The organism is Erwinia typographi, from assembly GCF_000773975.1.
In the GTDB taxonomy this organism is placed as follows: Bacteria; Pseudomonadota; Gammaproteobacteria; order Enterobacterales; family Enterobacteriaceae; genus Erwinia; species Erwinia typographi.
The window spans coordinates 1-19,072 of record NZ_JRUQ01000007.1; the positions used below are offsets into that span (position 1 = coordinate 1).

Annotated in this window: 18 protein-coding genes; 7 read left to right on the forward strand and 11 right to left on the reverse strand. The window is 53.9% G+C overall.

The genetic code is table 11. The features are described from left to right. Nucleotides 1-71: 71 nt before the first annotated feature. Nucleotides 72-704, reverse strand: coding sequence for an outer membrane protein OmpW (ompW, locus tag NG99_RS01890; protein WP_034887833.1), 633 nt, complete (start codon nt 702-704; stop codon nt 72-74). A gap of 284 nt (nt 705-988) precedes the next feature. Between ompW and NG99_RS01895 the strand changes: the two genes are divergently transcribed. The 3 genes from NG99_RS01895 to yciA all read left to right on the forward strand — a co-directional run bounded on the left by NG99_RS01895 (nt 989) and on the right by yciA (nt 2,830). Continuing rightward, a complete protein-coding gene (locus NG99_RS01895) occupies nt 989-1,726 on the forward strand; it encodes a YciC family protein (protein ID WP_034887835.1) in 738 nt (245 codons plus the stop codon). 73 nt (nt 1,727-1,799) lie between these two features. Further along, complete coding sequence (locus tag NG99_RS01900) at nt 1,800-2,336, forward strand: septation protein A (protein ID WP_034887836.1); 537 nt, start codon at nt 1,800-1,802, stop codon at nt 2,334-2,336. Nucleotides 2,337-2,398: 62 nt separating this feature from the next. After that, a complete protein-coding gene (yciA, locus tag NG99_RS01905; protein WP_034887837.1) occupies nt 2,399-2,830 on the forward strand; it encodes an acyl-CoA thioester hydrolase YciA in 432 nt (143 codons plus the stop codon). A gap of 74 nt (nt 2,831-2,904) precedes the next feature. Here yciA and tonB read toward each other — a convergent pair whose 3' ends face one another. Then, entirely contained in the window at nt 2,905-3,636 is a 732-nt protein-coding gene (gene tonB / locus NG99_RS01910) for a TonB system transport protein TonB (protein WP_034887839.1), read from the reverse strand. Between the two features lie 206 nt (nt 3,637-3,842). Between tonB and NG99_RS01915 the strand changes: the two genes are divergently transcribed. Beyond that, nucleotides 3,843-4,139, forward strand: a complete 297-nt coding sequence (locus tag NG99_RS01915) for a YciI family protein (RefSeq protein ID WP_034887841.1) — start codon at nt 3,843-3,845, stop codon at nt 4,137-4,139. Nucleotides 4,140-4,186: 47 nt separating this feature from the next. On the opposite strand, the gene NG99_RS27855 is transcribed toward NG99_RS01915, so the two are convergent. After that, nucleotides 4,187-4,366 (reverse strand): YciY family protein, encoded by a 180-nt coding sequence (locus tag NG99_RS27855; protein WP_072017507.1) that lies wholly within the window; start codon nt 4,364-4,366, stop codon nt 4,187-4,189. Between the two features lie 150 nt (nt 4,367-4,516). Here NG99_RS27855 and cls point away from each other — a divergent pair, with 150 nt between their 5' ends. Then, a complete protein-coding gene (cls, locus tag NG99_RS01920; protein ID WP_034887843.1) occupies nt 4,517-5,977 on the forward strand; it encodes a cardiolipin synthase in 1,461 nt (486 codons plus the stop codon). A 47-nt stretch (nt 5,978-6,024) separates the two neighbouring features. After that, complete coding sequence (locus NG99_RS01925; protein WP_034888014.1) at nt 6,025-6,348, forward strand: HI1450 family dsDNA-mimic protein; 324 nt, start codon at nt 6,025-6,027, stop codon at nt 6,346-6,348. Nucleotides 6,349-6,412: 64 nt separating this feature from the next. Here NG99_RS01925 and oppF read toward each other — a convergent pair whose 3' ends face one another. From oppF to NG99_RS01960, 7 genes are all read right to left on the reverse strand, one after another. After that, the gene (oppF, locus tag NG99_RS01930; RefSeq protein ID WP_034887845.1) at nt 6,413-7,414 is read right to left on the reverse strand and encodes a murein tripeptide/oligopeptide ABC transporter ATP binding protein OppF; all 1,002 of its coding nucleotides are present in this window, start codon (nt 7,412-7,414) and stop codon (nt 6,413-6,415) included. After that, nucleotides 7,411-8,427, reverse strand: coding sequence for an ABC transporter ATP-binding protein (gene oppD, locus NG99_RS01935; protein ID WP_034887847.1), 1,017 nt, complete (start codon nt 8,425-8,427; stop codon nt 7,411-7,413). Before oppD ends, oppF begins: the two co-directional genes overlap by 4 nt. 11 nt (nt 8,428-8,438) lie before the next feature. After that, nucleotides 8,439-9,347, reverse strand: a complete 909-nt coding sequence (oppC, locus tag NG99_RS01940) for an oligopeptide ABC transporter permease OppC (protein ID WP_034887849.1) — start codon at nt 9,345-9,347, stop codon at nt 8,439-8,441. A 14-nt stretch (nt 9,348-9,361) separates the two neighbouring features. Continuing rightward, nucleotides 9,362-10,282 (reverse strand): oligopeptide ABC transporter permease OppB, encoded by a 921-nt coding sequence (gene oppB / locus NG99_RS01945; protein WP_034887851.1) that lies wholly within the window; start codon nt 10,280-10,282, stop codon nt 9,362-9,364. 84 nt (nt 10,283-10,366) lie between these two features. After that, the gene (oppA, locus tag NG99_RS01950) at nt 10,367-11,998 is read right to left on the reverse strand and encodes an oligopeptide ABC transporter substrate-binding protein OppA (RefSeq protein ID WP_034887853.1); all 1,632 of its coding nucleotides are present in this window, start codon (nt 11,996-11,998) and stop codon (nt 10,367-10,369) included. Nucleotides 11,999-12,159: 161 nt separating this feature from the next. Beyond that, nucleotides 12,160-13,734: an ABC transporter substrate-binding protein gene (locus NG99_RS01955; protein ID WP_232298151.1), complete on the reverse strand. Its 1,575-nt coding sequence runs from the start codon at nt 13,732-13,734 to the stop codon at nt 12,160-12,162. 685 nt (nt 13,735-14,419) lie between these two features. Beyond that, a complete protein-coding gene (locus NG99_RS01960; RefSeq protein WP_034887855.1) occupies nt 14,420-15,067 on the reverse strand; it encodes a YchE family NAAT transporter in 648 nt (215 codons plus the stop codon). A gap of 492 nt (nt 15,068-15,559) precedes the next feature. Between NG99_RS01960 and adhE the strand changes: the two genes are divergently transcribed. Then, a complete protein-coding gene (gene adhE, locus NG99_RS01965) occupies nt 15,560-18,244 on the forward strand; it encodes a bifunctional acetaldehyde-CoA/alcohol dehydrogenase (protein ID WP_034887857.1) in 2,685 nt (894 codons plus the stop codon). A 125-nt stretch (nt 18,245-18,369) separates the two neighbouring features. Here adhE and tdk read toward each other — a convergent pair whose 3' ends face one another. Beyond that, nucleotides 18,370-18,987: a thymidine kinase gene (gene tdk, locus NG99_RS01970; RefSeq protein ID WP_034887859.1), complete on the reverse strand. Its 618-nt coding sequence runs from the start codon at nt 18,985-18,987 to the stop codon at nt 18,370-18,372. Nucleotides 18,988-19,072: the final 85 nt, after the last annotated feature.

Below are 19,072 nucleotides of genomic sequence, written 5' to 3' on the forward strand. Positions count from 1 at the left end.
GCTATTTAGGACGGGTCACACACGGCAAAAAGGCGCTGAAAAGCGCCTTTTTTTATGCCCTTGCCGCGTGGTCAGAAGCGGTAACCGGCACCAAAGAAGAAGACGAAAGGATTGATATTGGTATCGATGCTCTGGTGGCCCGCAGGAGAGTCAAAGCCCACTTTGGTTTTAATATTCATGTACCACAGTGAGGCATTCAGCATCCAGTCCGGCGTCAGCTGATAATCCAGACCAACCTGTCCGGCAACCCCCCACGAATTTTTCACGCTCAGATTGCTCAGCCCGGCATCCCGCCCCGTCTGGTTAAAATCGTTATCGTAAAACACGGTGTAGTTCACGCCGACACCGACATAGGGCTGCACCTTGCTGGTATTGTCCATGAAGTACCACTGCGCCATCAGCGTTGGCGGCAGCTGATGCACCGTCGCCAGCGTGCCGGTTGCCGGCAGTCCTACTTTATGCCTGAAGGGCGTAGCCCCCAGCAATTCAATACCGATGTTGTCGGTTGCCATATAGGTGAAGGTCAGGCCCAACTGCGTATTGTTGCTGACGTCGAACTCGCCCAGCCCCAACACGTTGTCAGAGCCGCCGGTAGGACGAACCGTGGCCGTTCCGGCACGCATGAAGAAATCGCCTGCCTGATGGGCAGAAGCCACTACCGGTAACAATGTCGCCACTGCGATAACCAACGCTTTCACTTTCATAACCACTCCTTTGCAAATTAAGGTGCGCGCCACTGCGCAGTCGTCTTTTTGATTGGCGACAGTTTCACTCTAATTTTGCAAAAGATCATCTCAATCAATTCTTTCTAACCCCTTAAAAAATATAGAGTTGATTTGGATCAATTTACTGACCTTTTTTAACGGCGTCAGCGTCAGTAAATCCTCATCGCCTCTTTAACCGAAAGTTATGTAAGTCAGGGTGCCAGGTTGCCCACAGACCATGTACAATCGCCGGATCGTAATTATGGGTTTTTCAAGGAGTGTACATGTCATTCACGGCAGGTTCGTTATACCGTGACACCGGGAATTTTTTCCGCCATCAGCTGCTGACCATCGTTCTGATGTCGCTGCTGACCTCATTTATCACCGTGCTGATTGGCCATGCGTTAACGCCCGGCCCGGATCAGCTCTCGCTTCTGACCGAAGGGGATGCCGGTTCCGGGATGAGCCTGCTGGAGATGGTGCAGAATATGTCGCCCGATCAGCAGCGCGTGCTGCTGCGCGCTTCCGCCGCCGGAACCTTCGCTTCGCTGATAGGCAATACGCTGCTGCTGGGCGGAATGCTGAGCCTGATCCCAATGGTTTCCGCCGGACAGCGGGTGAGCGCCCTGCGCGCCATTGGCGCCTCGGCCCCGACGCTGCCGCGTCTGCTGCTGCTGGTATTCCTGATGACGCTGGTCATCCAGCTCGGCTTTATGGCGCTGGTGGTGCCAGGACTGGCGCTGGCGGTGCTGCTGTCGCTGTCGCCGGTGATCCTGGCGACCGAAAAGGTCGGCATCTTCGGCGCTATGCGCACCAGCATTCGCCTGGTCTGGAGCCAGATGAAGGTCGTCTCGCCAGCCGTTGCCGTGTGGCTGCTGGCGAAGGTGGCGGTTCTGCTGCTGGCCTCGTCGATGACCGTTCTGCCCGCTAACGTAGCGTCAGTGGTGCTCAACGCGTTGAGTAACCTGATCTCGGCAATACTGGTTATTTATCTGTATCGCCTGTATATGCTGTTACGTTAATCGCTGAAGGCGCGCCGCAGATGAGACGCGCCTTCACTGCTTAATTTTTTAGCCTGGTACCCGGAAACCTTCTATGAAGCAGTTACTTGATTTCCTCCCTCTTGTGGTCTTTTTTGTCTTCTACAAGCTGTACGATATTTTCGTTGCCTCCGGCGCGCTGATTGCCGCCACCGCACTGGCGCTGGTTGCCAGTTGGCTGCTGTACCGCAGGCTGGAAAAAATGACCATCATCACCTTCGTGCTGGTAGCCGTGTTCGGCACGCTGACGCTGGTCTTCCATAACGATGAATTCATCAAGTGGAAAGTGACCGTCATCTACACCCTGTTTGCCGCTGCGCTGCTGTTCAGCCAGTTCTGGATGAAGCAGCCGCTGATCCAGAGTATGCTCGGTAAAGAGCTGACGCTGCCTGCCTTCGCGTGGAAAAGGCTGAATATAGCCTGGGCGCTGTTCTTCTTTGCCTGCGGTCTGGCAAATATTTATGTCGCGTTTTGGCTGTCGCAAGAATTTTGGGTTAATTTTAAAGTGTTCGGTCTGACCGGCCTCACCCTGCTCTTTACCGTCATCAGCGGTCTGTATATCTATCGCCTGATGCCACAAGAAGAAAAATAAAATAAATTCAGCGCCCGGCAACTGTCCGGGCTTTGCGCAGTAATTGACTGAGAAGCATAACAATGAGCGATGACGATAACCGAGTCCCGCAGGGCGAAATGGTGCTGCGTACCTTAGCTATGCCTGCTGATACCAATGCGAACGGCGATATCTTTGGCGGCTGGCTGATGTCGCAAATGGATATCGGTGGCGCGATTCTGGCCAAGGAGATTGCCGGTGGCCGCGTAGTGACCGTTCGGGCCGATGGCATGACCTTCCTTAAGCCGGTGGCCGTGGGCGATGTGGTCAGTTGCCATGCCCGCTGTATTCGCACTGGCTCCAGTTCCATTACCATCAACGTTGAGGTCTGGATTAAAAAGGTGGCCTCCGAACCGATTGGCCAGCGCTATTGCACCACCGAAGCCGTCTTTATTTACGTTGCCGTCGACAGCGCAGGAAAATCCCGCGCGCTACCCGAGGGTAAAAACCACTTTCAGTACGACGAGCAGGGATAAACCGACAGAGAGAGTGAAAGGCACCTCAGCTGACAGGGCGTCATGCGGAGCGTTGAGGTGCCGTTTGCTTAGCGTTACTCCAGGCTGGTGCCGCCGTTGATTTTGAAAATGATGTTCATGGTCAAATCTTTGCCTGGCTTATTCGCTTCATATCGCCATTTCTTCATCGCCTGCTTTACCTCACGCTCAAACATATTGCGCGGCTCCGCGGAGAGAATGCGAATATTATCCACCTGTCCCTGGCTGTCGACGTCAAACTGCACCCTCACGCGGCCTTCCATGCGCAACGCAAAGGCACGGGCCGGATAGGCTGGCTTACCTACGCTCAGCGCCTTAGGTCCGCTGGAGATGGAGGTAGACGGCGCCGGAGACGTTTTAGGCGCGGTCGACGGCTTAAGCGCCGTGGCGGTCTTCTCAGTATTCAGCGGCGCAGTCTGGCGCGGCTCGGTGCGCGGCTTGATCTCTTTCTTCGGTTTAACCACTTCCTTTTTCACCGGCTTCGGCTTAGGTTTAGGCACCTCAGGCTTAGGGATCGGAACGGGTTCGGGCTTTGGCGGCTCCGGCTCAGGGACCGGCTCGGGCTCAGGTTCAGGTTCCGCCACCGGCTGCGGCGCAGGCTGAGGTTCCGGCTGCACTTCAGGTGCGACCATTGACACGCTTATCGGCTGAGACGCTTTCGGCACTTCAACAACCTGGTGAAAAGAAGCATAAAGTATCCCCCCAATCACTACGGCATGTAGCCCCAGCGAAAACAGCATCGGCAGCGAAACACGGCTGGGTAAAGAATTTTCTGCAAGCGTCGTCATAATCTTTCTGCTGTAAGAATTGAAGCGTAAGTTTAAATGCAAATAGCAATCAGTTTCAATAAACTCTCTGCTTAAGCACCCCGATTTCGTCAGAAAAATCGTGTTGCGACGATGCGAATCAAGCCTGCGCACGCTTTCGTTTGCAGTTAGCTCAGCGATGACTTAACGTGAGTGCCGATATTATTGTCCTGACAGGAGTTGTAAACGTGCTCTACGTAATCTACGCGGAAGATAATGCTGATTCTCTGGAAAAGCGAACTGCTGTGCGCCCTGCCCACCTTGCGCGTCTGCAACTGCTGCACGATGAAGGCCGCCTGATTCTGGCTGGCCCGATGCCGGCGGTCGACAGCAACGATCCGGGGAAAGCGGGCTTCAGCGGCTCCACCATTGTGGCCGAGTTCAGCTCGCTGGAAGAGGCTCAGTCCTGGGCACAGGACGATCCCTATATTGCGGCGGGCGTCTACAAACAGGTTGCCGTCAAGCCGTTCAAACGCGTGTTCTGACAGCGTTAGCACCGCCTGATGAACAGCCGTTCATCAGGCGCAGTACGTCAGAAGTCGCCAGTCTGAGTAATAAACAGAATAGATCGCCGCTGCTGCTGGCTAAGCTGATGACGGATAGTGTGCATCCGGCCATATCTCCGCGACTGCCCTTCCAGCCAGCGCGCCCGCCGCCGCTGAACCTGACGCAACATACGCCAGCGTCCGACTTCATTTCTACTCCGTCTCATCTTGCCCTCTACGTGGTAAAAAACTCGCGCCGCATTATAGACCTTTCTTTCTGCAGGCCAGGTCCGATGACTTTAAAAAGGAAAAGGTTTCGCCCGTTGTAATCAACACGTAAACTCCCTCTATTCAAGCGTGAACAGGATTTCCACTTAATGACGACGTTTTATACAGTGCTCAGCTGGCTGCTGATCTTCGGTTACTGGCTATTGATTGCCGGGGTAACGCTGCGCATTCTGATGAAGCGCCGTGCCGTGCCCTCCGCTATGGCCTGGCTGCTGATAATTTATATTCTGCCGCTGGTGGGGATCATTGCTTATCTGTCGTTCGGCGAGTTGCATCTGGGAAAGCGCCGTGCCGAACGCGCCCGTACCATGTGGCCCTCCACCGCCAGATGGCTTAGCGACCTCAAATCCTGTCACCATATCTTCGCCGATGAAAACAGCGACGTTGCCCGTTCGCTGTTTCAGCTGTGCGAAAATCGCCAGGGCGTGGCTGGCGTCAAAGGTAACCAGCTACAGCTGCTGACGTCCACCGATGATACGCTGCAAGCGCTGGTGCGCGATATCCAACTGGCCCGTCATAATATCGAGATGGTCTTTTATATCTGGCAGCCGGGCGGCAAGGCGGATGAGGTTGCGGAGGCGCTGATGGCGGCCGCGCGCCGCGGCGTGCATTGCCGTCTGATGCTGGACTCCGCTGGCAGCGTGCAGTTTTTCCGCAGCCCGTGGGCGACCATGATGCGCAACGCCGGTGTGGATGTGGTGGAGTCGTTAAAAGTCAGCCTGATGCGCGTGTTCCTGCGCAGAATGGATCTGCGCCAGCATCGCAAAGTGGTACTGATTGATAACTATGTAGCCTACACGGGCAGCATGAACCTGGTCGATCCCCGCTATTTCAAGCAGGACGCGGGCGTCGGCCAGTGGATAGACCTGATGGCGCGTATGGAAGGCCCGGTGGCCACCACCATGGGGATTATCTACTCCTGCGACTGGGAAATTGAAACCGGCAAGCGGATTTTACCGCCACCTCCCGATGCCAACATCATGCCTTTTGAACAGGAGAGCGGCCATACTATCCAGGTGATCGCCTCCGGTCCCGGCTTCCCGGAGGACCTTATCCATCAGGCGCTGCTGACTGCGGTTTATTCCGCACGCGAGCAGCTGATTATGACCACGCCCTACTTTGTGCCCAGCGAGGACCTGCTGCACGCTATCTGTACCGCCGCCCTGCGCGGCGTAGACGTCAGCATTATCGTGCCGCGTCACAACGATTCACTGCTGGTTGGCTGGGCAAGTCGGGCGTTTTTTGCCGAACTGCTGGCCGCCGGGGTCAAAATTTATCAATTCGAAGATGGCCTGCTGCACACCAAGAGCGTGCTGGTTGACGGGCAGCTCAGCCTGGTGGGCACGGTCAATCTCGATATGCGCAGCCTGTGGCTGAACTTTGAGATTACCCTGGTGATTGATGATGACGGATTCGGCGACGATCTGGCCCACGTTCAGGATGATTATATCGCCCGTTCGCGGCTGGTCGACGCTCAGCGCTGGTCACGGCGCGCCTACTGGCAGCGAATTGCTGAACGACTGTTTTACTTCTTCAGCCCGTTGCTGTAAAACGAGCGGAATTGCACAGCGCCCGCAGGGGCATTATGGGAAATGTTATGGATTTAAATAACCGCCTTACCGAAGATGAGACCCTTGAACAGGCCTACGATATATTCCTCGAACTGGCGGGCGATAATCTTGATCCGGCCGATATCATTCTGTTCAACCTTCAGTTTGAAGAGCGCGGCGGCGCCGAGCTGTTTGACCCTTCTGATGACTGGTCAGAACACGTAGATTATGACCTGAACCCGGACTTCTTTGCTGAGGTAGTGATTGGTCTGGGCGATGCCGACGGCGAGCCAATCAACGATGTTTTTGCCCGCGTGCTGCTGTGTCGCGAAAAGGATCACAAGCTTTGCCATATTCTGTGGCGTGAATAGCGACCTCAGGCTGAAGCAGACAGACAGTAAAAGGCCGGGCATTTGCCCGGCCTTTTCGTTTCCGCTAAAGCGGATCGACCTTCAGGCAGGAGACCGCATGATGAAAGCTCCCCTCCAGCAGCGGACGGGTTTTGGCGCATTCCGGCCCGGCAATCGGACAGCGCGTGCGGAAGACGCAGCCGGAGGGCGGATTGATTGGGGAAGGCAATTCCCCTTCCAGCAGCTGAATCGTCTTGTTTTTTTCCAGATCGGGATCGGGGATCGGCACGGCTGACATCAGCGCGCGGGTATAGGGATGCTGCGGATTCTGATAAACCTCTTTATAGGTTCCCAGCTCCACCGCATGGCCCAGATACATCACCAGCACGCGATCAGAAATATGCTTCACCACCGCCAGGTCATGAGCGATGAAGATCAGCGATAGCCCCATCTCACGCTGCAATTTTTGCAGCAGGTTGACCACCTGAGCCTGAATCGACACGTCAAGCGCCGAAACCGGTTCGTCACAGATAATCAGCTTCGGTTCAAGGATCAGCGCCCTGGCGATGCCGATACGCTGGCACTGCCCGCCGGAGAACTCATGGGGATAGCGGTTGATCAGGTTAGGCAGCAGCCCTACCTTCATCATCATCGCTTTAACCCGCTCCTTCACTTCCTGACGCGCCATTTTCGGCTGGTAGGTGCGCAGCGGCTCGGCGATGATATCGCCAATGGTCATCCTTGGGTTTAGCGAGGCCAGCGGGTCCTGGAAAATCATCTGAATATCGCTGCGCGCCCTGCGCCACTCCTCTTCGCTCTGTCCCAGCAGATTGCGCCCCAGCCAGGCTACGCGGCCTTCCGTTGCCTTCACCAGCCCGATGATAGCGCGGGCCAGCGTCGACTTGCCGCAGCCGGACTCGCCGACCACGCCCAGCGTCTCGCCTTCGTAAAGACGCAGGCTGACGCCATCCACCGCCTTCAGGGTTTTTGACGGCTGCCAGAACCACTGTTTGCCGTCCTTAATGTCAAAATGCACTTTCAGATCGGCAATTTCTAACAGCACTTTCTTTTCCGCTACCGCGCTCATACCAGCTCCTCCGCGGGTTTAAAGCAGGCACGCAGGCGTCCTTCGCCAAAAGGCTCCAGCGGCGGCGCGGTGGCACAAATCGCCATGGAATGCTGGCAGCGCGGCTGGAACGGGCAGCCTGGGGGCAGACGCAGCAGGTTTGGCGGGTTGCCTGCGATGGTGACCAGGGTCTCGCCTTCCTCGGCATCCAGCCGCGGAACGGCATTCAGCAGGCCAATTGAATAAGGATGCGTAGGCCGGTAAAACACGTCGCGCGAGGTGCCGTATTCCATCGTCCGACCGGCATACATCACCAGCACGCGATCGCAGATGCCCGCCACCACGCCCAGATCGTGGGTGATCATAATGATAGCCGTATTGAATTCGCGCTTGAGGTCGTTCAGCAAAGTCATGATCTGCGCCTGTACCGTCACGTCCAGCGCGGTGGTCGGCTCGTCGGCAATCAGCAGTTTAGGACGGCACAGCAGCGCCATAGCGATCATCACGCGCTGGCGCATCCCGCCGGAAAACTCGTGCGGGAACATCTTCATGCGCTTGCGCGCCTCCGGCATTTTAACCGCGTCCAGCATACGCACGGACTCTTCAAAAGCCTGCGCGCTACCCATCCCCTTGTGTAGCTTGAGGACTTCCATCAGCTGCTCACCCACCTTCATGTAGGGATTAAGCGAAGTCATCGGGTCCTGAAAAATCATCGCCATCTGCTCGGCTCGCAGGCGATTCAGCTGCTTTTCGGGCAGGTTAAGGATCTCTTTGCCGTTAAACAGCGCCGAGCCGCCAATGCGCCCGTTGCTGGCCAGCAGGCCCATCAGGGCGAAGGCGGTCTGCGACTTGCCGGAGCCGGACTCGCCAACGATACCGAGGGTTTCCCCGGCGCGCAGGTTGAAGTTCAGATCGTTCACGGCCGTGACGTCGCCGTCAGGCGTGCCGAAGGTCACGCGCAGGTCCTTCACGTCGAGCAGAAGGTCGGTTCCCGCTTTCTTTGCCATTACTGGCTGCATTTCAATTACGCTCATCGGGAAACTCCTTAACGATCTTTCGGGTCGAGGGCATCACGAAGGCCATCGCCGATAAAGTTGAAACAGAACAGCGTCACCACCAGGAATCCTGCCGGGAACAGCAGCAGCCACGGTGAAACTTCCATCGAGTTGGCGCCGTCACTTAGCAACGCGCCCCAACTGCTCAGCGGTTCCTGGGTGCCAAGGCCGAGGAAGCTGAGGAAAGACTCAAACAGGATCATGCTGGGTACCAGCAGCGAGGCGTAAACCACCACCACGCCAAGCACGTTAGGCACAATATGGCGCAGCACAATGCTAATGGTGGAGACCCCGCCGACGTGCGCCGCTTCAATAAACTCTTTGCGTTTCAGGCTCAGGGTTTGCCCTCGCACGATACGCGCCATATCCAGCCAGGAAACCAGACCGATAGCGACGAAAATCAGCAGAATATTACGGCCGAAGAAAGTTACCAGCAGGATCACAAAGAACATAAACGGGAAGGAGTTAAGGATTTCCAGCAGGCGCATCATCACCGAGTCAGTTTTGCCGCCGAGATAGCCCGCAAGGGAGCCGTACAGCGTACCTACCAGCACTGCCACCAGCGCCGAGGCAATTCCCACCATCAGCGAGATGCGGCCGCCAATCGCCACGCGGACCAGCAGGTCGCGACCGGAGGAGTCGGTGCCGAAGTAGTGTTTCGATACCATATCCGGTGCCGCAGACATCATTCCCCAGTCGGTATCGTCATAAGTAAACGAGGAGAGCATCGGGGCTAAAATCACGAACAGTGCAATCAGCAGCAGTACAATCAGGCTGGTCAGTGCCGCACGGTTATGGATAAAGCGGCGTCGGGCGTCCTGCCACAGGCTGCGGCCTTCAACCTCCAGCTTTTCGCTGAACGCTTCGAGCGCTTCGCTCTTTTTTTTACTCAACATCATGGAGCGCTCCGCAATTAATAACGAATTTTGGGATCGATGACGGCATACAGCACGTCGACAATCGCGTTGAACAGAATAGTCAGCACGCCGACCAGGATGGTCAGGCTCAGCACCAGCGAGTAGTCACGGTTCAATGCGCCGTTGACAAACAGCTGGCCGATACCCGGCAGGCCATAAATGGTTTCAATCACCATTGAGCCGGTGATGATGCCGACGAAAGCTGGCCCCAGATAGGAGAGCACCGGCAGCATCGCCGGTTTCAGCGCGTGACGTAGCACAATGCGGCGCATCGGCAGCCCTTTGGCGCGGGCGGTGCGGATAAAGTTAGAGTGGAGGATCTCGATCATGGAACCACGGGTAATACGCGCGATGCTGGCGATATAGGCCAGCGACAGCGCCACCATCGGCAGGATCATATATTTGACCTCCCCGCCGTTCCACCCGCCGCCGGGCAGCCACTTCAGCGCGATGGCGAAGATCAGCACCAGCAGCGGCGCGACCACAAAGCTGGGGATCACCACGCCGGTCATCGCCACCCCCATCACCACAAAGTCCCATTTGCTGTTCTGCTTCAGGGCGGCAATAACGCCTGCGGCGACGCCCAGAACCACCGCCAGGATGAAGGCGGCAAGCCCAAGTTTGGCCGACACCGGGAAGGCATGGCCAACCAGGTAGTTAACCGAATAATCTTTATATTTGAACGACGGTCCAAAATCGCCGTGGGCGAGCTGTACCAGATAGTTGGTGTACTGTTTCCAGATTGGATCGTTCAGATGGTATTTGGCTTCGATATTGGCCATCACTTCAGGCGACAGCGTGCGCTCACCGGTAAAAGGACTCCCTGGTGCTAAACGCATCATAAAGAAGGAGATGGTAATCAAAATAAGTAACGTCGGAATCGCTTCCAGAAAACGACGAAAGATGAACTTTAACATTGCCCGTACCTGCTGGCTTGTGCCTCAGCACTGCTTAAAATACACACGCTGAGGGAAGGTCGCCCTTCCCCCAAATTGTTGCGATTAATGCTTAATGATATACAGATTTTTATCGTACACATTGTCCAGCGGATCTTTACCTGTGTAGCCGCCGACGTAGGTTTTCACCAGACGGGCATTCACATAGTAATAGACGGGAGCAATTACCGAGTCTTTGTCGAGGATCTGCTCGGCTTTCGCGTACAGATCGCTACGTCCTTTTTCATCGGTTGCCTGAGCGGCATCGGCCATCACTTTATCGAAAGCAGGCGATTTATAGTGTGAGGTGTTGTTGCTGCTGCCAGACAGCATGGTGTTCAGGAACGAGGTGGGTTCGTTGTAGTCGGCACACCAGGCGGCGCGGGAGACATCAAAGTTTCCCTGATGACGCGTGTCGAGGAAGGTTTTCCATTCCTGATTGTTCAGCTTGATGTTGACGCCAAGGTTTTTCTTCCAGATCGACGCGGCGGCAATCGCCAGCTTTTTATGCAGATCGGAGGTGTTGTACAGCAGCTCAAAGGTCAGCGGCTTGTCGGCAGTGTAACCAGCCTCCGCCAGCAGTTTTTTCGCTTCCGCATTACGTTTGTCCTGAGACCAGCTGAACCATTCTGGCTTAATCAGATCTGCGCCATCGGTCGCAGGAGGCGTGTAGCTATAGGCTGGCAGCTGGCCCTGTGCCAGAACTTTGTTAACCATGATGTCACGATCCAGACCCAGCTTCAGCGCCGCGCGGACGCGTGGATCGGTAAACGGTGCTTTCTGGTTATTGATTTCATAATAATAAGTACACAGATACGGATCGACATGCAGCTCTTTCGGATTATCGCGCTGCAACTTTTTAAACAGCTCAATCGGCATGTTGTTATAGGTCATGTCGCTGCCGTCGTTACTGAAGTAACGGTTGACGTCGCTGACTTCAGAAGAGATGGGCAGGAAGGTCACTTTATCCAGCCTGGTGTTGGCGTTATCCCAGTAGTCCGGGTTACGCACCAGCACGATACGCTCGTTGATCACATGCGTCTGCAATTTGAACGCGCCGTTACCCACCCAGTTTTCAGGCTGAGTCCATTTTTCGCCAAATTTATCGACCGCTGGTTTGTAAACCGGGGACATCGAAGGGTGGATCAGCAGCTTGAAGAAATAAGGTACGGACTCGCTCAGGGTAACCTGAAGGGTATTGGCGTCGATCGCCTTCACACCCAGGGTGTCGGGGCTTTTTTTCCCGGCGATAATGTCATCGATGTTTTCGAGGTGACCATATTGCAGATAGCTCGCATAAGGCGATGCCGTTTTTGGATCGGCCAGGCGCTGCCAGCTATAAACGAAATCTTGTGCGGTGACCGGCTCGCCGTTGGACCATTTGGCATTTTTACGCAGGTGGAAAGTCCAGATTTTGCCGTCTTTGTTTTCCCAGCTCTCCGCCACGCCAGGGATCGGATGTCCCTGAATGTCGCTAATCACCAGCCCTTCCAACAGATCGCGGTTGACGTTAGACTCCGGCACCCCTTCAATTTTATGCGGGTCCAGCGACTGCACTTCATCGCCATTCCCCTTTACCAGCTCCTGCTTTGCCGCTAATTCGACGCCCGCAGGCACCGTGGCGGCCACGGCCATATTGCCCGCCAGCGCGGACAGAATGCCAAGTGCAATCAGGCTTTTTTTCGTGATGTTGGTCATGAGTTATCTACTCCAGTTTTTATCATTGCTGATGGGATAGAAACCATCAGCTACCCCGTTTCCGGCTTTCTGCCCGACACGTCTGAAGATGACGTTCGGATCGCTGTTTACCCTTTCCTGCTAACATCCTTGCGGCTGGACGGAAAATGTTTCGCCCGGCCTCAATGCTTAACGATATAAAAATATTTTAAATCGGTCAGATCCTGTGGATCCTTGCCGGTAAATCCGCCAACCCACGGTTTCACCAGCCGTGCGCTGACGCGGTAATACACTGGCACAATCGCCGAGTCGCTATCCAGCTGCTGCTCCGCCTGCTGATAGACGGCCGCACGTTCGCTGTCGGCAACCGTTAATGATTTCGCCATCAGCGCATCGAATTTTTCGCTTTTGTAAAAGGCGGTGTTGCTGGATGAGTGACTTAACATGGCGTTGAGGAAGGTTGACGGTTCGTTGTAATCGGAGCACCAGGTGGCGCGCGCCACGTCGAAATTCCCCTGATGGCGGGTATCGAGCATGGTTTTCCACTCCTGATTATCCAGTACCACTTTCGCGCCGAGATTCTTACTCCACATCGACGCGGCGGCAATCGCCTGCTTTTTATTCACGTCAGAGGTGTTGTAGAGCAGGTGGAAACTCAGCGGCCTGTCGCTGCTGTAACCCGCTTCTGCCAGCAGTTTTTTCGCCTGCTCATTTCGCTGCGGCTGGGTCAGGTTCATCCACGCAGGCTGTGTCAGCTGCGCGCCGTCAATAAATGGCGGGGTGAAGCCCCCTGCCGGAATTTGTCCCTGCCCCATGATTTTGTCGGCGATGATGCTGCGATCCAGCGTCAGCTTGACCGCTGTCCGTACGCGGGGATCGTTAAACGGCGGACGCTTATTATTCAGCTCATAGTAGAAAGTACACAGTAGCGGGCTGATGCGCACCTGGCTGCCCAGCGTCTTTTTCAGCGTAGGGAACAGATCTGGTGGCAGTACGCTGCCGGTCATATCGATCTCGCCGCTGCGATAGCGATTGACATCATTTGACGCGGAATCAATCGGCAGAAAGGTCGCGGTATCAATGACCGTTTTGGCATTATTCCAGTAGCGATCGTTGCGTTTAACCACGATTTTTTCGTTGATCACCCAATCGCTCAGGAGATAGGCGCCGTTGCCCACATAATGCCCTGGCTGAGTCCACTGTTCGCCCCACTGCTCGATGGCTTTACGATTCACCGGCTTCAGTGAAGTATGGGCCGTAAGGGCGATAAAATAAGGAACCGGCTCACTGAGCGTGACCTCAAGGTGGCGATCGTCCAGCGCTTTTACCCCCAGCGTATCCGCCGTTTTTTTTCCGGCAAGGATCTCATCAACATTGTTGATATGGGCATATTGCAGGTAGCTGGCGTAAGGCGAAGCCGTTTTCGGATCCACCAGCCGCTGCCAGCTATAAACAAAATCAGCCGCGGTAACTGGCTCGCCGTTGCTCCACTTAGCATCCGCACGCAGAGTGAATGTCCAGACTTTTCCCTGCTGGCTCTGCCAGCTTTCCGCCACGCCGGGCACCACATGCCCAGAGTTATCGGTGGTGGTCAGTCCTTCGAGCAAATTGAGGATCACGTTACTCTCAGGGACGCCCTCAACTTTTTGCGGGTCCAGCGAGGAGACTTCGCTACTGTTATTGATCACTATGCTCTGCAGGGGAGACAGCGTGACGTTGGCTGGTACCGTAGCGGCAGTGGCGTGGGCTGTTACCATGCCAAAACTCACCATAGTGGCCCGATATACGAACTGGCGGGAATGCCAAAAACATTTCATGAAGCGTTCATAACCTGTGTCCATGGGTCTGCGGTCAAATCGGAAAAAGTGGTATTCATTTGCACATCCAATGCCAGTTTTATGCGAATCATCCGAAAACTATCAGAACGCTAATTTTTTCGCCAAAGCAAAATAACAAAAATGTTACCTGATTCTCTTTTATCACAAGTAATTAATATGAGGAAACGTTATTTAACGACAAGAATTAACTGCTATTACTTTGATTTTAAGGGATTTACTGGATAGATAGCTTAGAAAACGCCCACTTCAGCCAGGGTTTTCGCTCACAAATCAGGCTACTTTCTCAGCTTTGTGTTAAATTCAGGTATTACTTCTGCCAAATGATAATTAATAAGCATATTAATTCAGAAAATCGGCACAGAGGATGATGAAGTTAATGTTAAAAAAATCACATTTCATCATTATTTTATGCAGGATGAGTGAGTTGCAGCCGTTTGCAGTAATTACACTAATAAACTGATTATCATATTAAGTTAAATGAATAACCGCACCATTATGGTGCGAATATCCACTCTGAAGCCCTGTTTTAGCGCCTCATTTTGCAGCATAAAAAAATAAAGCGCAGATTATGCGCTTTAGCGGGAGATTTTTAGCGGGGGATTACTCAGCTGACTAAGCCGGGGAATAGCGCTCTGATGCCGGTGACCACAAACTCAATCCCCAGCGCCATCAGCAGCAGGCCCATGATACGGGTGATCACGTTGATCCCGGTTTGGCCAAGAACCCTCACCATCAGCGGCGCGCCACGAAACAGCAGCCAACAGCAGAAGGCAAACAGGGCAATCGCCACGCTAAAGCCCAGCAGATTTTGCCAGCTGTGATAGCGGGTGCTCCAGACTATCGTCGAACTGATAGCCCCTGGCCCCGCCATTAAAGGCAGCGCCAGCGGCACCACGCCAATACTTTCACGGATGGCAGATTCTGATTTCTCCTGCTTGTTCTGCTTATCTTCCCCCAGCTTGCCGCTGATCATCGACATTGCAATGGTCACCACCAGAATGCCCCCGGCAATGCGAAAGGAATCGATGGAGATGCCAAAGATATGCAGAATACCGTCGCCCAGAAACAGCGAGGTCCAGAGAATGATCGCCACCGACAGGTTTGCCGTCAGGTTAGTTTTATTACGGGCGGCGGCTACCTGATAGCTGGTCATGCTGATAAATACCGGGATAATGCCCACCGGATTGACCAGGGCAAACAGCCCAACAAAAAATTTAATATAGCCAGAAAGATCTAAAAGTGCCGGGTTCACGCGATACTCCCTAAGCGGGCCAAGTTACTGGCGGCTAATGTAAAGGAAAACCCTCACGCTGGCTATGGTCAGAGGCTCGAATTTATACCTGGATTTTAGGCCACAAGGTAGCGTAAATCACTGGCATTCCCCCATCAGTCCATTAATGCATTCTACCCTTTCACCTTTTGGCAACACTTCGCTAATACACTCAGCATGGCCTGGCGCAAATCATGCGGCTGAAAGGTGTCAGCTTTGGTTAAAGATGATCCAAATCAAAATTAGCTTACCTCTAAGTGAGTAAGCTTTTCATCACCAAGGGAGTGGTTAGCAATCGTCCCCGGTTGATCCCAATGGCCGAAGGCGAAGACTCTTTCAGTAAACCTGTAGAACTTTTCGGAAAAGATGCCAGGCTAGTCACAGCGATCTCACAACACCTTAACAGCGCGTGGCTATACTCCTAAGTTCTGACTTGTTTACTAATAGAGTTTAACTTCCATCAGGAGATGCATTATGGCCGTTACTAATGTTGCTGAACTTAACGCTCTGGTTGAGCGTGTCAAAAAAGCCCAGCGCGAATATGCCAATTTCACTCAAGAGCAGGTCGACAAGATTTTCCGCGCGGCAGCGCTGGCCGCAGCCGATGCCCGTATTCCCCTTGCTAAAATGGCCGTTGCCGAATCCGGCATGGGGATTGTCGAAGACAAAGTCATCAAAAACCATTTTGCTTCCGAATACATCTACAACGCCTATAAAGACGAAAAAACCTGCGGTATCCTCGGCACCGATGAAACCTTCGGTACTATCACTATCGCCGAACCTATCGGCCTGATCTGCGGTATCGTTCCGACCACTAACCCAACCTCCACCGCTATCTTCAAGGCGCTGATCAGCCTCAAAACCCGCAACGGCATTATCTTCTCTCCGCATCCACGCGCTAAAGACGCCACCAATAAAGCCGCTGACATTGTGCTTCAGGCCGCGATTGCTGCGGGTGCGCCAAAAGATATTATCGGCTGGATTGATGCGCCTTCCGTCGAGCTGTCCAACCAGCTGATGCACCATCCGGAAATTAACCTGATCCTCGCTACCGGTGGCCCAGGCATGGTTAAGGCAGCCTACAGCTCAGGTAAACCAGCCATTGGCGTAGGCGCAGGTAATACGCCGGTAGTGATAGATGAAACCGCCGATATTAAACGTGCCGTCGCCTCCATTCTGATGTCAAAAACCTTCGATAACGGCGTAATTTGTGCTTCTGAACAGTCCGTCATCGTCGTTGATTCTGCCTATGACGCGGTTCGCGAGCGTTTCGTCAGCCACGGCGGTTACATGCTTCAGGGCAAAGATCTGAAGGCAGTGCAGGATATCATCCTGAAAAATGGCGGTCTGAATGCCGCTATCGTCGGGCAGCCAGCGGTGAAAATTGCTGAAATGGCCGGTATTAAAGTGCCAGCCGATACCAAAATCCTGATTGGCGAAGTGAAACTGGTTGATGAGTCCGAACCTTTCGCTCACGAGAAGCTCTCTCCTACCCTCGCCATGTACCGCGCGAAAGATTTCAATGACGCGGTTAGCAAAGCGGAAAAACTGGTCGCGATGGGCGGTATCGGCCACACCTCGTGCCTGTACACTGACCAGGACAACGAGCGTGAACGCGTCAATTACTTCGGCGACAAAATGAAGACCGCGCGTATCCTGATTAACACTCCGGCCTCGCAGGGCGGTATTGGCGACCTGTATAACTTTAAGCTGGCGCCTTCCCTGACGCTAGGCTGTGGTTCCTGGGGTGGTAACTCCATTTCTGAAAACGTCGGACCTAAACATCTGATCAACAAGAAAACCGTGGCTAAGCGAGCAGAGAATATGTTGTGGCATAAACTTCCTAAGTCTATCTACTTCCGTCGTGGTTCGCTGCCGATCGCCCTTGAAGAAGTGGCTACCGATGGAGCGAAACGCGCCTTTATCGTCACTGACCGTTACCTGTTCAACAACGGCTATGCAGACCAGGTTGTCTCCGTGCTGAAATCTCACGGTATTGAAACGGAAGTGTTCTTCGAGGTTGAGGCTGACCCAACGCTGAGCATCGTGCGCAAAGGCGCTGAGCAGATGAACTCCTTCAAGCCGGATGTGGTCGTTGCGCTGGGCGGCGGTTCGCCCATGGATGCGGCCAAAATCATGTGGGTGATGTACGAACATCCTGAGACTCACTTCGAAGAGCTGGCGCTGCGCTTTATGGATATTCGTAAACGTATCTACAAGTTCCCGAAAATGGGCGTGAAAGCAAAAATGATTGCTATCACTACCACTTCAGGAACCGGCTCCGAAGTGACGCCGTTTGCGGTCGTGACCGATGATGCAACCGGTCAGAAATACCCGCTGGCTGACTACGCGCTGACCCCTGATATGGCTATCGTCGACGCCAACCTGGTGATGAACATGCCTAAGTCGCTCTGCGCCTTTGGCGGTTTAGATGCGGTAACGCACTCGCTGGAAGCCTATGTGTCCGTGCTGGCAAATGAGTACTCTGACGGCCAGGCGCTGCAGGCGCTGAAACTTCTGCAGGAAAACCTGCCGACCAGCTACAACGAAGGAGCGAAGAATCCGGTGGCGCGCGAGCGCGTTCACAACGCGGCGACCATTGCCGGTATCGCTTTTGCTAACGCCTTCCTGGGGGTTTGTCACTCTATGGCCCATAAACTGGGTTCAGAGTTCCACATTCCACACGGGCTGGCTAACGCCCTGCTGATTTGTAACGTTATCCGCTATAACGCCAACGACAACCCGACCAAGCAGACCGCCTTCAGCCAGTACGACCGTCCACAGGCCCGCCGTCGTTATGGCGAAGTGGCTGACCACCTGCGCCTCACCGCGCCTGGCGACCGTACCGCGCAGAAGATTGAGAAACTGCTGGCCTGGCTGGAAGAAATGAAAGCAGAACTGGGCATTCCTAAATCCATCCGTGAGGCTGGCGTACAGGAAGCAGACTTCCTGGCGAAAGTCGACAAGCTGGCGGAGGATGCCTTCGACGACCAGTGTACCGGCGCTAACCCGCGCTATCCGCTGATTGCCGAACTGAAACAGATTATGCTCGATACGTTCTACGGCAACGCATATAAGGAAGTCTTCGCTAATATCGCTGAGGCTGTAGAAGCCCAGCCGGTTGCGACAAAGAAAGTCGAAAGAAAAGTGAAAAAGTAAAAGTTGCTTAAAAAAAACCCGCCAGCAGGCGGGTTTTTTATTGCTCAAATTCGTAAGGAAAACTAATCAACCTCTGAAATAACAAGCAGACTGATCTTTTACATTACCCTCAATATTCGCCGGACTTATTTAGCGCCCTGCTTACCGTGTACCGCCTGCAAACTCCCCTGCTCAATTGCCGCTTTGTAATGCTTACGACAGACGGAAACGTAGCGCTCGTTACCACCAATGACAACCTGCTCGCCTTCTTTATAAGGCGCTCCGTCTTGATCGAGTCTTAATACCATTCCCGCTTTTCTACCGCAGTGGCAAACGGTTTTTAATTCCACCAGCTTATCTGACCAGGCTAATAAGTACTGACTACCGGTAAATAATTCGCCACGAAAATCTGTACGCAATCCATAGCAGAGTACAGGTATATCCAGAGTATCAACAACGTCAGATAATGCTTTTACCTGTTCTCTGGTCAAAAACTGACTTTCATCCACCAGCACGCAGTGGATCGGTTCTGACTGGTGCTGAGCGTTAATCTCATCGAAAAGCGCACTGTGGTTATTATACAATTTTGCTGGCGAAGAAAGCCCAATTCTTGAGCTCACCTTGCCGCTGCCAAAGCGGTTGTCTATCTCAGCCGTATAGACCAGCGTTCTCATTCCCCGCTCATGGTAGTTATAAGAGGATTGCAACAATGCGGTGGATTTGCCAGCGTTCATCGCCGAATAGTAAAAATACAGCTGAGCCATCAGCTCTCACTCCCCACAGGAAAATTTTCAAAGAATGGTCCGAATTGTACCACAGGGTTTAGTGCCCTGACGGCCTTTAATTTCC

Coding starts and splice junctions, on each gene's coding strand:
- ompW (WP_034887833.1), bottom strand. CDS start 704: ATGAAAGTGAAAGCGTTGGTTATCGCAGTGGCGACATTGTTACCGGTA.
- NG99_RS01895 (WP_034887835.1), top strand. CDS start 989: ATGTCATTCACGGCAGGTTCGTTATACCGTGACACCGGGAATTTTTTC.
- NG99_RS01900 (WP_034887836.1), top strand. CDS start 1,800: ATGAAGCAGTTACTTGATTTCCTCCCTCTTGTGGTCTTTTTTGTCTTC.
- yciA (WP_034887837.1), top strand. CDS start 2,399: ATGAGCGATGACGATAACCGAGTCCCGCAGGGCGAAATGGTGCTGCGT.
- tonB (WP_034887839.1), bottom strand. CDS start 3,636: ATGACGACGCTTGCAGAAAATTCTTTACCCAGCCGTGTTTCGCTGCCG.
- NG99_RS27855 (WP_072017507.1), bottom strand. CDS start 4,366: ATGAGACGGAGTAGAAATGAAGTCGGACGCTGGCGTATGTTGCGTCAG.
- cls (WP_034887843.1), top strand. CDS start 4,517: ATGACGACGTTTTATACAGTGCTCAGCTGGCTGCTGATCTTCGGTTAC.
- NG99_RS01925 (WP_034888014.1), top strand. CDS start 6,025: ATGGATTTAAATAACCGCCTTACCGAAGATGAGACCCTTGAACAGGCC.
- oppF (WP_034887845.1), bottom strand. CDS start 7,414: ATGAGCGCGGTAGCGGAAAAGAAAGTGCTGTTAGAAATTGCCGATCTG.
- oppD (WP_034887847.1), bottom strand. CDS start 8,427: ATGAGCGTAATTGAAATGCAGCCAGTAATGGCAAAGAAAGCGGGAACC.
- oppC (WP_034887849.1), bottom strand. CDS start 9,347: ATGATGTTGAGTAAAAAAAAGAGCGAAGCGCTCGAAGCGTTCAGCGAA.
- oppB (WP_034887851.1), bottom strand. CDS start 10,282: ATGTTAAAGTTCATCTTTCGTCGTTTTCTGGAAGCGATTCCGACGTTA.
- oppA (WP_034887853.1), bottom strand. CDS start 11,998: ATGACCAACATCACGAAAAAAAGCCTGATTGCACTTGGCATTCTGTCC.
- NG99_RS01955 (WP_232298151.1), bottom strand. CDS start 13,734: ATGGTAACAGCCCACGCCACTGCCGCTACGGTACCAGCCAACGTCACG.
- adhE (WP_034887857.1), top strand. CDS start 15,560: ATGGCCGTTACTAATGTTGCTGAACTTAACGCTCTGGTTGAGCGTGTC.
- tdk (WP_034887859.1), bottom strand. CDS start 18,987: ATGGCTCAGCTGTATTTTTACTATTCGGCGATGAACGCTGGCAAATCC.